Source organism: Acidobacteriota bacterium (genome assembly GCA_039030395.1).
GTDB lineage: Bacteria > Acidobacteriota > Thermoanaerobaculia > Multivoradales > JBCCEF01 > JBCCEF01.
In genome coordinates this window covers 15,751-29,725 of the sequence record JBCCEF010000023.1, presented here as the reverse complement: position 1 = coordinate 29,725, position 13,975 = coordinate 15,751, and the positions used below count along the sequence as shown (strand labels likewise).

At 65.2% G+C, this 13,975-nt stretch carries 15 protein-coding genes; 12 read left to right on the top strand and 3 right to left on the bottom strand.

The window, feature by feature from the left end:
• The first annotated feature begins 150 nt into the window (after nt 1-150).
• The 11 genes from AAF481_17140 to AAF481_17090 all read left to right on the top strand — a co-directional run bounded on the left by AAF481_17140 (nt 151) and on the right by AAF481_17090 (nt 10,551).
• On the top strand, nt 151-441 hold the full coding sequence (locus tag AAF481_17140) for a putative quinol monooxygenase (protein MEM7482902.1): 291 nt from the start codon (nt 151-153) through the stop codon (nt 439-441).
• A 31-nt stretch (nt 442-472) separates the two neighbouring features.
• Nucleotides 473-859, top strand: coding sequence for an ester cyclase (locus AAF481_17135; protein MEM7482901.1), 387 nt, complete (start codon nt 473-475; stop codon nt 857-859).
• A 292-nt stretch (nt 860-1,151) separates the two neighbouring features.
• Nucleotides 1,152-4,304, top strand: a complete 3,153-nt coding sequence (locus tag AAF481_17130) for a DUF2339 domain-containing protein (GenBank protein MEM7482900.1) — start codon at nt 1,152-1,154, stop codon at nt 4,302-4,304.
• A gap of 12 nt (nt 4,305-4,316) precedes the next feature.
• Nucleotides 4,317-5,000 (top strand): HAD hydrolase-like protein, encoded by a 684-nt coding sequence (locus tag AAF481_17125; GenBank protein ID MEM7482899.1) that lies wholly within the window; start codon nt 4,317-4,319, stop codon nt 4,998-5,000.
• A 253-nt stretch (nt 5,001-5,253) separates the two neighbouring features.
• On the top strand, nt 5,254-5,574 hold the full coding sequence (locus tag AAF481_17120; GenBank protein MEM7482898.1) for a hypothetical protein: 321 nt from the start codon (nt 5,254-5,256) through the stop codon (nt 5,572-5,574).
• A gap of 14 nt (nt 5,575-5,588) precedes the next feature.
• Nucleotides 5,589-6,638, top strand: a complete 1,050-nt coding sequence (locus AAF481_17115; protein ID MEM7482897.1) for a radical SAM protein — start codon at nt 5,589-5,591, stop codon at nt 6,636-6,638.
• Between the two features lie 54 nt (nt 6,639-6,692).
• On the top strand, nt 6,693-7,253 hold the full coding sequence (locus tag AAF481_17110) for an MOSC domain-containing protein (GenBank protein ID MEM7482896.1): 561 nt from the start codon (nt 6,693-6,695) through the stop codon (nt 7,251-7,253).
• Between the two features lie 335 nt (nt 7,254-7,588).
• Nucleotides 7,589-8,029 (top strand): hypothetical protein, encoded by a 441-nt coding sequence (locus AAF481_17105; protein MEM7482895.1) that lies wholly within the window; start codon nt 7,589-7,591, stop codon nt 8,027-8,029.
• A 407-nt stretch (nt 8,030-8,436) separates the two neighbouring features.
• Nucleotides 8,437-9,270, top strand: coding sequence for a hypothetical protein (locus tag AAF481_17100; protein MEM7482894.1), 834 nt, complete (start codon nt 8,437-8,439; stop codon nt 9,268-9,270).
• Nucleotides 9,271-9,329: 59 nt separating this feature from the next.
• Complete coding sequence (locus tag AAF481_17095; GenBank protein MEM7482893.1) at nt 9,330-9,686, top strand: tRNA-binding protein; 357 nt, start codon at nt 9,330-9,332, stop codon at nt 9,684-9,686.
• A gap of 151 nt (nt 9,687-9,837) precedes the next feature.
• The gene (locus tag AAF481_17090) at nt 9,838-10,551 is read left to right on the top strand and encodes a spondin domain-containing protein (protein MEM7482892.1); all 714 of its coding nucleotides are present in this window, start codon (nt 9,838-9,840) and stop codon (nt 10,549-10,551) included.
• Between the two features lie 70 nt (nt 10,552-10,621).
• Here AAF481_17090 and AAF481_17085 read toward each other — a convergent pair whose 3' ends face one another.
• The 3 genes from AAF481_17085 to AAF481_17075 all read right to left on the bottom strand — a co-directional run bounded on the left by AAF481_17085 (nt 10,622) and on the right by AAF481_17075 (nt 12,906).
• Complete coding sequence (locus AAF481_17085; protein MEM7482891.1) at nt 10,622-11,350, bottom strand: hypothetical protein; 729 nt, start codon at nt 11,348-11,350, stop codon at nt 10,622-10,624.
• A gap of 265 nt (nt 11,351-11,615) precedes the next feature.
• A complete protein-coding gene (locus AAF481_17080; protein MEM7482890.1) occupies nt 11,616-12,692 on the bottom strand; it encodes a hypothetical protein in 1,077 nt (358 codons plus the stop codon).
• Nucleotides 12,693-12,741: 49 nt separating this feature from the next.
• On the bottom strand, nt 12,742-12,906 hold the full coding sequence (locus tag AAF481_17075) for a hypothetical protein (GenBank protein ID MEM7482889.1): 165 nt from the start codon (nt 12,904-12,906) through the stop codon (nt 12,742-12,744).
• A 247-nt stretch (nt 12,907-13,153) separates the two neighbouring features.
• On the opposite strand from AAF481_17075, the gene AAF481_17070 reads away from it, so the two are divergent.
• Nucleotides 13,154-13,915 (top strand): alpha/beta hydrolase, encoded by a 762-nt coding sequence (locus AAF481_17070; GenBank protein MEM7482888.1) that lies wholly within the window; start codon nt 13,154-13,156, stop codon nt 13,913-13,915.
• The last annotated feature ends 60 nt before the right edge of the window (nt 13,916-13,975 follow it).

Genomic DNA, 13,975 nt, shown 5'->3' with positions numbered 1-13,975 from the left:
CGCATAGCCATTTCAGCACGAAAGCCCGGGACCTCGGCGGTTCCGGGCTTTTTTCATCGGGAAGAACGGTGGCGGGTTCGGCCGAACTCGCAGCCTTGAACCCGGTAAGGTAGGCGTCGCTCGCCCGAAATGTGATTCCAGGAGGAGGCTATGCCCAAACTGACCGTCGTTGCCAACATCCACGCCGCACCCGACCAGATCGACCTCGTCAAGGCCGAACTCGAAAAGCTCGTACCGATCACCCTCGCCGAAGCCGGCTGCCTCCAGTACGACCTGCACCAGGACAACGAGAATCCGGCCCACTTCATGTTCTATGAAAACTGGGAGTCGCGCGAGCTGTGGCTGGCCCACATCCATGCCCCGCACATCGCCGCCTACCGGAAGGCCACGGACGGTGCGGTGGCGGAGTTCGTCTTGCATGAAATGACCCACATCGTCTAGCCAGTGCACGACTTGCTGAGGAGTCCTTCCGATGAGCCCTACTCCTTCTCAGAACAAACAAAACGCCCAGGCTTTCTACGACCTGATGTTCAACCAGTGCAAGCCGCGCGAGGCGATCGAACGGTATGTGGGCAGCGAATACATCCAGCACAACCCCGAAGTGGCGGACGGCAAAGAGGCCTTCATCGAGTATTTCGAACGCATGGCGGCGGAGTACCCGGGAAAGGTCACCCACTTCAAGCGCGCCATCGCCGAGGGCGACCTGGTGGTCCTTCACTGCCATCAAATCTGGCCCGGCGATCACGAGTACGCCGGCATCGACATCTTCCGCTTCGACGCCGCGGGCAAGATTGTGGAGCATTGGGACGTCCTCCAGGTGATTCCCGCGTCCTCGAAGAACGACAACTCGATGTTCTAGTGGCGGGCGAGCCCTACAGGTCCGGGTAGCCTCCCCCGATGCAGTGAGTCTTTGGTGGTGTGGAATGCGGCTGGGTCCGAAGGTGGTGCATTTTCTGCACAAGGTGTGATCATTTGATGATCGGTAGATAGTGGTGCCTAGTCGGCAATGTGCTCGTTCTATGCGAATCAGCGGGTCAGATGCCCTGGCATCTCCCTTGCCATGTCCTAGGGTGGTGACCTGAGATTGAAAGTTCGGATGGACGGAGCCAGATCACACAGCTCGTGACTCATAGCGAGAGGGGAGGCTGGGGATGGAAGGATTCTTCGTGCTGGTGGCGGTCGCTCTGTTGGGTGCGGCGTTGGTCACGCCGGTAGTTGTGGTGCTGCTGTGGGTGCGGCTCTCTCGGATGGAGAAGCGCCTTCGGGTCTTGGAGTACGAGGGCCTGCGCCGGCCGGAGGAATCGACTCCGGTGCCAAGGGCGGCGGCTCCTCCGGTGCGTCACCGGGCGGAGGAGTCGGCTCATGCTGCGAGACGGCCTCCTGCCCCTAGCGTGGCTCCGATACCGCCGGAACCGGTTCAGCCCGTGGGTTCTTCACCGCCGGCGGTGCCGCCTGCCGACATTCCCCTGGCACCTCCGACGACGACACCTTCCGCGCCCCCGGTCGACGGGGGCAAGGCGGCGGATCCGGTGCCCGCTCCGACTTCGCCTTCCCCGCCCTCTGACATTCCCCTGGCACCGGTGGTGGAGGCTCCGGACATTCCCCTGGCGCCGTCGGCTGCGGCACCGTCGGCTGCGGCCAGGAAGAAGCGCTCTCCGGTGGACTGGGAGCAGTGGATCGGTATCCGCGGCGCGGCGGTGTTGGGTGGGTTGGTGCTGGCCTTGGCCGGGCTGTTCTTCGTCAAGCATTCGATCGATGCCGGGTGGATCTCACCGTCGGTTCGAGTGGCCTTGGCGCTCTTGTCCGGGGCCGTGTGCCTCGGTCTGTCGACCGCTTTGGCCCGCCGCTACCGGACGACTTCGAATGCCCTCGGCGGTACCGGTCTGGTGCTGCTCTACGCCGGCTGTTGGGCAGGGCACGTTCTTTACGACTTGGTGAACGCCGGGGTGGCTTTCGGGGCGATGACCCTGGTGACACTCTTGGGCGGCTGGCTCGCCTGGCGTCGTCGATCCCAGGTGATGGCGGTGCTGGGACTGTTGGGTGGTTTCGCCACGCCGGCGTTTCTTTCGTCGCTCGAAGACCAGCCGGTCCAAGTCTTCGGCTACCTGTTGCTACTCGATGTGGGGCTGCTGTTCTTGGGCGCGCGTCGACGGTGGCCGGTGCTGGGTGGTCTGGCGATGGCCGGCACGTTGCTCTACCAGGTGATCTGGCTGCTGCGCGGTGGCAGCGATGAACGGTTTTTCTTGTCGCTGGCGGTGATCGGCCTCTTCGGGCTGCTCTTTGCCGCTTCGACGGTGGTGGCCGGAGAGCGGCGGGATCGGCTCGCGGGAGGCTGGCGTTCGGGCGTCGTCGCTCTCCTCGGAGCCTTTGCCCTGGCCGGCATGTTGGCGTTCCAGGGCGACGCGCTGGCGACTCACCTGCTGGCCTACTCGGGTCTCCTCGCTCTCTTGGGTTTGGTGGCGCAGAGTCTTTCCGTCATGAATCGCTCCTCCGTCTTGGGCTTGGGCGCCGCCGCCGCATCGGTCGTGAGTCTTGGGGCGGTGCTGGCACTGCATATCGATCTCCTGGGGGCAGGGACCCGGGCCTTGTCCTTCTCCCTGGTGGCGGTGGCCTTCGCGCTGCCGGTGCTGGTGCTGCGCCGCTGGAAGCCCCAGTGGCCCCTCGGACAAGGGGCCCTGGCGGCCGCTCTCGTGGGTGGGGGGCTGGCCGGTTTCTCGCTCCTCGCGGCTTGGGCTCAGCCGGCCTCTTCTTACATCACTTGGCTGGTGGTCGCGCTGGTTGCCGCAGTGCTGCACATCGCTCTGGCGCTGGTGTCCGGCCGGACCTTCCTGGTGACTCTCGCCGGCCTCGGGCTGGGCTTTGGATTGGCGACGACTCGGGGATTGGACGTCTCGGCACCGCTCCCGGTGGCGGCCGGTGCCGGGTTGCTCGGTTTGCTGGCGAACTTCCTGCCGCTGCCGGAGAAGTGGCAGAAGCCCGTCCAACGGGGCGCACTGTTTGTCCTGGCCTTGCCGTTTCTCGGGTTGGCAATGGTTTGGGGGTCTCCCTTCACCCTCGCCGAGACCGGGTGGGCGATCTTGGGGTGGACGCTCCTGCTGGCGATCGGTGCCGCCCGCTGGCGTTCCGGATGGGTCTATGCCTTGACGGTGGCGTTGGCGGCCTTCGTGACCCTGTCGGCGACGCTGCGCGGGGTCTACGAACTCGACTATGCGGCTTCGCCGTTCACGATCGTCGGCGGACTGCTCCTCTTTGTCGCGCTATTGGTGGGCTGGCCGTTTGTGTGGCGTCGTCGCTTCGCCGAGACGCCCTTCGCCTGGTACGGCGCCGTCGCGGCCCTTCCTCTCTTCGCCCTGAGCCTGAGTATTTGGCTCCATCGGCAGGAGTTCGAGAACCGGTGGGGAGTCCTCGCCTTCTGCCTGGCCTTGATCGCCGGCGGTGCCTTCTTCTTCGCCCGGCGTCTCGGAACCGACGCGCCCGCGCAGCGGGATCGCGCTTCGATCGGCTTCGGGGCGGTGGGTCTCTGTTTTGCCGGGGCGGCGATCGCTCTGTTCCTGGGGGTGCAGTGGATCACCGTGGCCCTGGCCCTCCAGGGCGTCGCCTTGGTCGGCCTCTGGCGACGCTTTGATCATCCGGTGTTGAAGTACCTCTCCCTCGCCCTGTCTGCCGCCGCCACCCTGCGCCTCGTCGCCGGTCCGTGGACCCTGCGGGATCTGGCCGGTCCCGACCAGCTCCTGTTCAACGGCATCAGCTACACCTACCTCGTACCGGCGGTGGCGCTGGTCCTCGGGCTCTACTGGATGCAGCCTCTCGAAGCGGCGCGGGCCAGGGCCACGGAGCGGTTTCTGTATCGCTCCGGGAGGGCCTGGGGCGCGAAGGCCCTCGGCGGGGCGGCCCTGGGAGTGGTCTTCACCTGGATCAACCTGATCATCGTCAACGCCTTTCGCAGCGGACCGGAACTGGTGTGGGCCGCCGGCCGGAACGCCACTCGGGATCTGACCCAGTCGCTCGCCTGGACGGTTTTTGCGGTGACCTTGCTGGTCCTCGGTATTGCCCTTCGCAGCAAGGGCCTGCGCTGGGCGAGTTTGATCTTTCTCATCCTCACTATCGGCAAGGTCTTTCTCTTCGATCTGGGTGAGCTGCAGGATCTCTACCGGGTCGCTTCGCTGGTGGGACTGGCGGTGGCCCTGATCTTGGTGTCCTTGGTGTACCAGCGCTTCGTCTTCAAGGACTCCGGCGAGGACGACCCGAGGGAGGGCGCCGCTTCAGGGACTCCGAATTCGCCGGCCGGCGGTGGAGAGATCTGAGAGACTGTCTCTATGAACGCACGACACCCCAACCTTTGCCCGCCTCGTCGCCTCGGTTCGCTGCCTGGAAATCTGCCCTTCCTAGGAATGCTGGTCGCCGCCCTACTGGCGGTGCCAACCGCCCAGGCGATGTGCCTCAACGCGGTCTTCTTCGATCTCGGCGACACGCTGGTGGAGGCGGGTGGGGGAGGGCAGTTCGTGTTGCGGGCCGGCGCGCAGCAGACCGTCGATGATCTACAGGCGGCGGGGCTGCAACTCGGGGTGATCACCAATGTGCCCGACGGCTGGACGCGGGACGATCTCGAAGCGATTCTGGAGGATCCCACCTTTCTCGATGAGTTCGATGTGCTGGTGCTCTCCTCCCAGGCGCCGGCGCCGAAGCCCGATCCGCTGATCTACACCCACGCCCATGGGCTGCTGCCGACGGCGGTGCCGATCGGCGAGACGGCTTTCGTCGGCGAGACCCTGGCGGAGATCGCCGATAGCGAGAACGCTCCAACCAGCGGTGCACGGTCCGTCGGCATGGTCGGTATTCACTTGTCCGATGCCGCCCCCAGCCCTCTCGCCGACTACACCATCCCAACCGATGGCTTGCTCGACCTCGTGACCTTGCGCGAGACGCTGTGCGCCCTCTTCGCCGACGGTTTCGAGTCCGGTGACACCAACGCCTGGGACTCGACGGTCTCGGCTCGCTAGGAAAAGAGGCGGCTGACGAGGATCCGTCGGCGGCGTGTTGAAGAGTCTCCAAACGCAGGAAGAGAAGCTTTCGGCGGGACCGCCTCCCTCGCGGTAGCTACATCAGCCGTGGGTGTTGCAGGAAGAGAGAGCCGGGGAGGTCGGGTGAAAATAAGTTATATCTGCATATTGTAACGACATCGATTTCGAAGCGCCTTGTATGGATAGAAGGCTCGAAGGGAGCCTGTCCACTCATTTCGAAAGGAGCTTCACCATGGCAAATGAGGCGAGCGGTTCGGCCAGGATGCTGGCGAACTACGACAAGGCGTGCGTGCTCGACGCGGAGGCGATTCAGCGGGTGCGCGACACTCTGGATCGCCACGACCTGCGGTTGATCGATTGGCACTGCAAGGGGCAACCGGTTCCGGACTGGATCGGTGGTTCGGTGCAGGTGTCCCGCGACCGGGTCGGCAAGGCCATTCAGGCGTTGGCGGACATCGAGGGCGTGCGCCTCTGCTGCCTCGACGGCTTCCCCTACGGCTTCCCGGATCCGGACGAGTTCCGGGTGGCCTTCGAGGCGGTCGCGGGACAGTGAGGAAGGAGGCGGCGATGGGACCTACCGGCAAGTCGAGAATCGTGCAGATTCACCCTACCCGGCAGTGCAACCTTCGCTGCCTTCACTGCTATTCATCGTCCGGTCCGGAGCAGCGCGGCGAGATTTCGCCGCGCCGTCTCCGGTCCCTGATGGCCGAGGCCCGCGTACAGGGATACTCGGTGGTCGGGTTCTCCGGCGGCGAGCCGCTCCTCTACTCGGGGCTTCGAGAATCGCTCACCGCGGCTCGAGAACTGGGCCTGTTCACCACCGTCACCAGCAACGGCATGCTGCTCGACAAGCGGCGCTTGGCGATGCTCGAAGGCCGCCTCGGTCTGCTGGCGATCAGCCTGGACGGCTCCCCTGAGTCGCACAATCGCATGCGCGCCAATCCGCGCGCCTTCGAGGCGATGGAACGGCGGCTCGACGGAGTCCGCGGGTTGGGGATTCCCTTCGGCTTCATCTTCACTCTCACCCAGTACAACCTGGACGAGCTCTTGTGGGTGGCGCGCTTCGCCCTAGAGCAGGGCGCTTCGTTGCTCCAGATTCACCCGCTGGAGATCACCGGCCGCGCCGCCGAGGAGCTGAGCGGCAGCCGGCCGGACCCTACCGAGGCGGGTTGGGCCTATGTCGCGGCGACGAATCTGCAGCGCTCCGTCGGCGACGCCCTGCGCATCCAGCTCGACCTGTTCGATCGCGAAGCTTTGCGGCTCGATCCCGAACGGGTCTTCGCCGGTGACCGCGCCGGGGAAGAGTTTGAGCGCCCGCTGGGCGAGGTGCTCTCGCCGCTGGTGGTGGAGGCCGACGGTACCCTGGTGCCCATGCAGTACGGATTTTCACGCTCCTTCGCGCTGGGCAATCTCCACCACGAGGGATTCAGCCTCGCGGCAGCGGCGGTTCGATGGCGCCGTCACCTCGAAGAGGAATTTCGCTCTCTCTGCCGGTCCGAATTGGCTGGACTTCTGGAAACCGCCGACGACCTACCCATCAGCAACTGGTACGAGCGCTTGGCCGAGCGGGCGGCGGCCTGGGAGGGAGAGAGGAATCTGCTGGCGATCGGAGCGTAGGGGATTCTCCGGCGAGTTGTTAGTCTCGGGGATCCACAACCAAAGGACCCATCGATGACCGACCACCAGTCCCTCGAAGCCCTCGAAGCCCACCTCGACACCATCCGCCAGTCCCCCCGCGACGAGGGTCGCTTGGACTGGATCGTGCGGCGGCCCCAGGAGGATGGGCGTGAGGTGCTGGAGGAAGGGGTGCTCGACCCCAATGCGGGACTGGTGGGCGACTACTGGCAGTTCAAGGCCAGCACGCGCACCCCGGATGGCTCTCCCCATCCGGAAATGCAGCTCAACATCATGAACGCCCGGGTGATCGAGGCGATCGCCGGCGAAAAGGATCGCTGGGCGCCGGCCGGTGACCAGTTCTACGTGGACCTCGACCTGAGTTTTGAGCACCTGCCGCCCGGCAGCCGTCTGGCGATCGGCGAGGATGCGGTGGTCGAGGTCACGGAAGAGCCTCACCGCGGCTGTAAGAAGTTCGCGCACCGCTTCGGTCTCGATGCCCTTCGCTTCGTCAACGGCAAGGCCTCGGCCGACCTCCGCCTGCGGGGCTTGAACGCCAAAGTGGTCAAGGCCGGCACCGTTCGGCGAGGCGATCGGGTCCGCAAGCTGGCGGGCTAGCCCTGCACGCCATCCTCGGTTGCCGCGGCAAGGCGTGGACGGCGAACGACAACCGTAACGAATCCTCTGCAAAGTCAGCCGATGGAGGTGCGAAGGCGGCGGGTGCGCATGGAGCGACTCCTGGCTCGTCTGAAGAATCGAGGATGGTCATGTTCGGGAAGCATCGGGTCTTGTTTTCTCTTCGGAGGCGTTGCGCGGGTGCGGTGTCTACCCTCGCGCTGGGGGCGGCCCTTTTGCTGCCACTGGGTTGTGGGTCCCGGGCCGTCAGCCCAAGTATGTCGGATCCGACGCCACCGGAGGTCGAGCTCTTGATCGCGATTCAGCCGGGAGGAAAGTTGCATCAACTGCGTCCAGGCGACGCGGATGCCGAGGACAAACTGAGGAATCGCCGGACTCTTCGCCTGGGTATGACCGCATCGGGTTTCGATTCGGATCACGGTCTTCGGTCGGTGGCGCTCGTCGGGTCCATTGCCTTCAAGTGCTCGAAGGAGAATCCCCCGGGGTCCGAGATTCCCTTCACCGTCACGAACCAGATTGCCGTGATCGCCGTCGAAGTGAGCGAGCCGTTCGATGCAACGTCGGCGTTGGCCCGGCGAACGGTGGGCACGACCTTCCGAGATGTACTCGAGGGAGATTCTTCGGTACGAGGATGCTTGGGCGGGGGTGGCAGTCCATCCGATTTCGAAGGGTCTGTGCAAGCCGAAGCCGTCAACTTCAACAGCGATCCGACCTCCGCGGTCCGACGGTCGCCGACCTACTCCTTCACGGTGCGCTGATCGGGGCAGCGCTCTTCCTCACTCTCCGCCTTGGCAAGGCTTCGGTGCCCTTGCGTGCTTCCTCGCAGCCATCATGGAGGATGTCCGCGGTGGTGTCCCAGGACTGCATCAGGGGGATGATCGATCCTCTCGCCACGAACTCCTTGGGTACCACCCTGAGTCGCGTTACGAGATCGACCTTTGGGTGGATCTCCCCTCCGTCTCCGGAGTTACCGAATTCTTGTTTCCGTGCATCGAGAAAGACCTGCGCAGAGTAGCGAGGAGGTTGGGGAGCGCAAGGCGCTCGGGCGGTTAGATGTCGACAAAGACTCCCTGGTGGGCCTCCGTTCGGGATCGACTGCAGCCATCTAGCCCGCGGGGCGGTACCGATAGGATGAGGGACGAACTTGCCAATAGGAGGAGGCCGAATGGATCGTCGAAACTTCATCGTCGGCGCCGCCGCTTGGATGATCGCCCACGACCTTCTGGCCGAGGGGACCGCTTCGGTGCCGCGGAGAGATGCGGACCCTCGGATTCGCGGCATCCGTCTACAAACCCATCATCCCTTGGAGGCTATGGCCGATTTCTATGTCGGTGCGATGGGCATGCGGCGGGTACGCTCCGGGCCGAGGGCGCTGGTCGTCGAAGCGGGGGCCACTCGCCTCGAGTTCGTCTACGAAGAGCCCACCAGCGCCGACACGGTGTGGCCGCAGGGTCCCGGCGGTGCCTTCTACCACTTCGCCTTCAACATTCCCGAGAACAAGATCGCCGCGGCCCGCGACTGGCAGCTCGAGCGCACGCCTCTGTTCGAAACCCCGGACCCCATGCGCGACCCAGCCTTTGCGAAGGACGTGCGCCACTTCCGTAGCTGGAATGCACACTCGGTCTTTTTCTACGACCCGGCCGGCAACGTGGTAGAGCACATCGCCCGCCACGACATGAACAATGCGGCGCCCGGCGCCTTCTCCCCGAAGGATTTCCTCTGCGTCAGCGAGATCGCCCTGGTGACGGATGACGTCGAGGCCCTTGCCCAACGGCTGATGCCGGATCTCGCCATCGAGCAGTACCGCGGCGGCGGCCAGTTCTTCCGCGCCCTCGGTGACGAGCACGGTCTCGTCCTGCTTTTCGGTCGCGGACGCGAGCAGGGCCTCGGCTCCGGTAAGCTTCGCCGGGCGGCGCCCTTTCCCTGCGAGATCGAGTTGGCCGGCACCAGTTCAAAGGTCGCTTTGCCCGAGGGACCGTATTTCATTCGGTCCGGCTGAACCTCATCTCGGTGGAGGCGCCCTGGTTGTGTACTCGCTGGATTCCCGCGGAGAAACCCATGCCCGAACCCGCTGCCATCAAGCCCACCATTGCCCTCAGCCTGCTGGAAAGGATCGATGTCCGCGTCGGCACCATCGAGGCGGTCGAGGTGGTGCCGAAGTCGGACAAGTTGGTGCGATTGATCGTCGACTTCGGCGATCACCAGCGGCGTATCCTCGCCGCCTTGAAGGGTGAACGGGCCGACCCGCGGGAGATCGAAGGTCGCCAAGCGCTGTTCGTGGTCAATCTCGAGCCGCGCCCGATGATGGGAGAGGTCTCCGAAGGCATGCTCTTCGATATTGGCTACGCCGATGGCATTATGCCGGTGCTGGCAGTGCCGGAGAAGGCGGTGCCCAACGGTAGCCGGGCGGGATAGCGACCTGCCGGCGCCGGCTGGACCTAGGGCATCGCCGAGACGCGGCGATCCGAACGGTTTCGGCCGGCGTATGTCTAGCGTGTCCGGCCGGATCGAGCCGTGTCCGGACACTTCATCTTCGAATTGGATTCGACCTGCCTGAGGAGCCGTGATGCGTCGACTGACCCCCGCTTTGTTCGCCCTGGCGCTACTTCTTGCTGTAGCAGGCGCTGCCCAAGCGCAGGATACGAGCGCCGACTGCACTTTGACCTTCGATGCGATTTGGAGTGCCGCCACCCATCCGACGGATTTTCCTCCGGGAGCACACTTTTCGCCGCTGATCGGAGGCAGCCACAGCGATCAGGTTTCTTTCTGGGCACCCGGAGGTACGGCGACGGCGGGAATCCAGGCAATGGCCGAGACCGGAGCGACGACTCCCCTGCGCAACGAAGTCCTCGCCGCCATGCAGGCCGGAACGGCGGCGGCGGTGATTTCCGGCGGTAGCGTGGACGATTCGCCGGGATCGGCGCTCGCGAATTTCAGTCTCGAGGTCGGCCATCCGCTGGTGACCGTGGTCACGATGATCGCTCCGAGTCCCGACTGGTTTGTCGGACTGCACGGCCTCCCGCTCTTCGACGAGGGTCACTGGATCGAAACCGTCGAGGTGCCTCTTCCGCCTTACGACGCCGGAACGGACTCCGGCGTGACGTTTTCCTCGTTGGACGATCCCACCAATCCACAGGGGGTGATCACGCAGATCACTACCCACCCCTTTCTCGGAGGCACCTCTCTGGGCACCTTCACCATCACCTGCGCCAGCGCCTTGATCTTCATGGACGGATTCGAATCCGGAGATTTGACGATCTGGTCCGCCTCTACCTCCTGATCCGGAGTCCGGCCGGTGGTGGACCCTGCGAGCGCCAAAAGGCGCCCGCAGGGGGAGCCGGGCCTGGCACTCAGATGGACCGGCAGTGCTCCCGAAAGCGATCGAGAATTGCCCGCCAACGGTCGCGCAGGCGATCGAGTGTTTTGCGGTCGGGAACTTCGCTGTGTCGCGCCACCAGGCTGGAGCGACCGTCCGGCTTTCGATCCACCGTCAGTTCGACGATCGAGGTGTCGGGGCGGTAGCGCAGCCGGTAGCCGCGCTTGCTGGGCTGAAACTCGCTGTTCGCCAGCTCTTGTCGTAGCGATTCACCGGGTTTGCCGGCGGCGTTGTCCAGCCAGATAGCGGTATCTCGCCGCAGTAGGTCACAGGCCATCTCGGCGTCCACCGGCAGCACGCGAGAGACGGACACTTGGTAGGTGCCTGTGCCTTGCTGGCCGATCTCCCGCAGGCCGTGAACTCGCTCGTAGGCGACGGTGATGGACTGGGCGTACCAGGCGGAGACGTTGTGGTCTTGTTGCAGGTGGCGGGCGGCGGCGGTGTGGCCGGCCTTGCGCGCGCCAAAGCGGTCGAGCACGCCGAACCAATATTCGAATCCGTGGCCGGTTTTCTCGCGGCAGCGATCGTCGCTCACCGCGCCGGTGGCGGGAGCCTTGCGCGCCCGCTCGGCGGACTCCGCGGTCTTCGCTTGGCGTTCAGCGTCGAGCTGGGCGAGCACGTGGCGGCGCGCGGCGGCATAGCTCTCGCCGGTACGTTGGGCCCGGGCGCGGATTTTGGCTTTGAGTTTGCTGGCGTCGGTCATCGTCTTCGTCCTCTCTCGTTTCGAGACCCAACCCCTTCCGTCGCTGGCTTGCGCCCGAAATGCAGAACGAGACGTGATGGCGGCTTCGCGATGGCCGCGGCTCGAGGTATTGGGGACCCCTTTGCCCCTTCCGTGAGCCCGGCGACGGCGGGCTGATCAGGGGTTGGGCGGTGAGCTGACGCCGGTTTTTAGGCTGCCACAGGGGGAGGAGAGGAGTCAAGCGGCGGGATGAGACCTGGCCGCAGCCCCATCCCGGGCCCACTCCCTACTGGTGCGCGTCGAGAAACGCCACGATCTCGTCGTTGAAGTCGCTGGTGATCTCGTGGGCGCCGTAGAGCTCGTCGATCTGCCGCTTGGCCTCTTCGGTGAAGGGCGCCGTGAAGCTCGGTTCGAGGGCGATCACCGTCAGGTCGAGGTTCGCCGATTCGTTCACGGGGATGTTGCAGGGGTCGAGGTAGCCCGCGTCGAAAAGCTGGCTCACGGCGTCGGCGGAGTCGCTGGCGGATACCGCCGATGAGGGGTCGGCGATGCGTGCGAAGGCGTACTCCGAAGCGCCGATCGGCTCGTTGATGTACGACTCCCAGGACACGCCGGCGGCGTCGATGAAGCTCTGGTTCGTCAACAGTCCGGCGTCGTCCGGCAGCACCCGCGAGTCGTTCTCGCCGATCACCCACAGGGTGGGCGGTGGCGAATCCGGATTCAGGGCGGGATCGTAGGTGGCGGAGTCGCCGCGCACATTGAGGAGGACGAGAGCATGGGCCGGTTCGTAACGGGTGGCCAGGCTGCCGAAGAAGCCGCCGGAAGAAAAACCCAGGTAGAAGATCGGTGTGTCGGCGGGTATTTGGCCGGTCGATTCCATTTGGCCGATCGCCGTCTGCAGATTGACGATGTCGACATTGGTGGCGGCGTCCGTCGGGTCGAAGTTGCCGTCCGTCGGATCGTCGCTTTCGAGGGCGACGATGGCGTAGCCGGCATCGACCAGCGCCTCCACCAGCCGCCGCGGCTCGATGCGATTGAACCAGATGGGCACTCCACCGCCGCCATCGAACAGCACCACCAGGCCAACCGGTGAGGCGGGGGCGTAGTAGCGCGCCGTCGTCTGACCGACCGGCGCCGTCTGGTAGGTCCAGTTGTACTGTGGCGGCAGGGGATCCGGCCGGTACTCGCAGGTGTCCGTCGGTTCATCGTCGTAGTCGTAGTCGTAATCCGTATCGGTGGTGGTGTCCGTGTCGGTCACGGTGTCCTCCTCCTTGGAGTCCTTTGGACAGCCGAGAAGAAGGATGCAGGCCGCGGAGACGATGACCGCTAGGAGGAATCGCGCCAGGGATGGTTTTGTGTTCATGGAGACCTCAGGCGCCGGGCGGTCGGAAACGTTGCATCGGTGAGCCCCCTCACGGTATTCCGGTAGGGAAGGCGAGATCGAGTTCCCGCCGGGTCGCGATGGGAATCTCGCGGGCGATGGCGTCGGGATCGGTCACCCGGTCGTAGGCTTGTTTCGACACGTGGGCGCCGTCCGAGGCGCGAATCAGCTCCACCCGCAGGTCGGAAACAGGCATGGCTCTCGCGGTGCGAGCGCTCGAGGAAGCCGATCTCGGTTCCGACGAACATTCCCCTGGCACTTGGTATTGGGTTCCGACGAACACTCCCGAACATTCCCCTGGCACTTGGTATTGGCAGCGAACATTCCCTTGGCACTTGGTTTCGGCACTTGGTGTCGGGGCACTGGGTGTTAGGTCCGTGGGAGCTATGCTTCCTTCGGCGGTGGGCCAAACGATGATCGAAGGAGCGTTCGGAGGGGGAGCGATGGCGTTTAAACGGGGAGGGCGAGGCACGGGCAGTCTCTGGCGGTGGATTCTTTCGGCGGGGTTGGTCGCCGCCCTCGGGTGTTTCGGAGCGTTGCGCCCACCTTCCGTTCCGATGGCGACGACTTCGCTCGCGGAAGGCACCGATTCTTCGTGCCTGGTGGTCCTTCTCCCGGGGCGCGCCGACCGACCGGTGGCCTTCTCCCGGGAAGGTTTCGCGGAGGGCGGCGTCTGGGGTTGTGAGGTGATGGCGGTGGACGCCCATCTGGGCTACTACCGCAGCCGCACGGTCGTCGATCGCCTGCGCCAGGACGTGGTGTTGCCGGCGCGCGCGCGGGGCTTCGAGGACGTTTGGCTGGCCGGCGTTTCCCTCGGCGGGCTGGGCAGCCTGCTGTACGCGAAAAACCACCCGCAGGACCTCGCAGGGGTCTTCGCCATCGCGCCCTTCCTGGGCGAAGCGAAACTGCTCGACGAGATCCGGAGCCAGGGTGGGGTGAAGGCCTGGAGCCCCACGGTGACTTCCGGCGACGAATCGCTGGAGGGGCTATGGGCCTGGCTGCAGGAGGTGTCCGAGGGCTCCCCGGCCCCGCCTCTATTCCTGGCCTTTGGAGCGGACGACGCCTTCGCTGACGGGGGCGAGTTGTTGGCCGAGATCCTGCCGGCGGATCAGACCTTGCGAGTGGCCGGGGGGCACGATTGGGCGACCTGGCGCCTACTCTGGCGGCGCTTCCTGTCGCTGGCTGGAGCGCGAAGCATCCCCTGAGGCATTCCCCTGGCGCCTACTCTGGCGGCGCTTCCTGTCGCTAGCTGGAGCGCGAAGCAT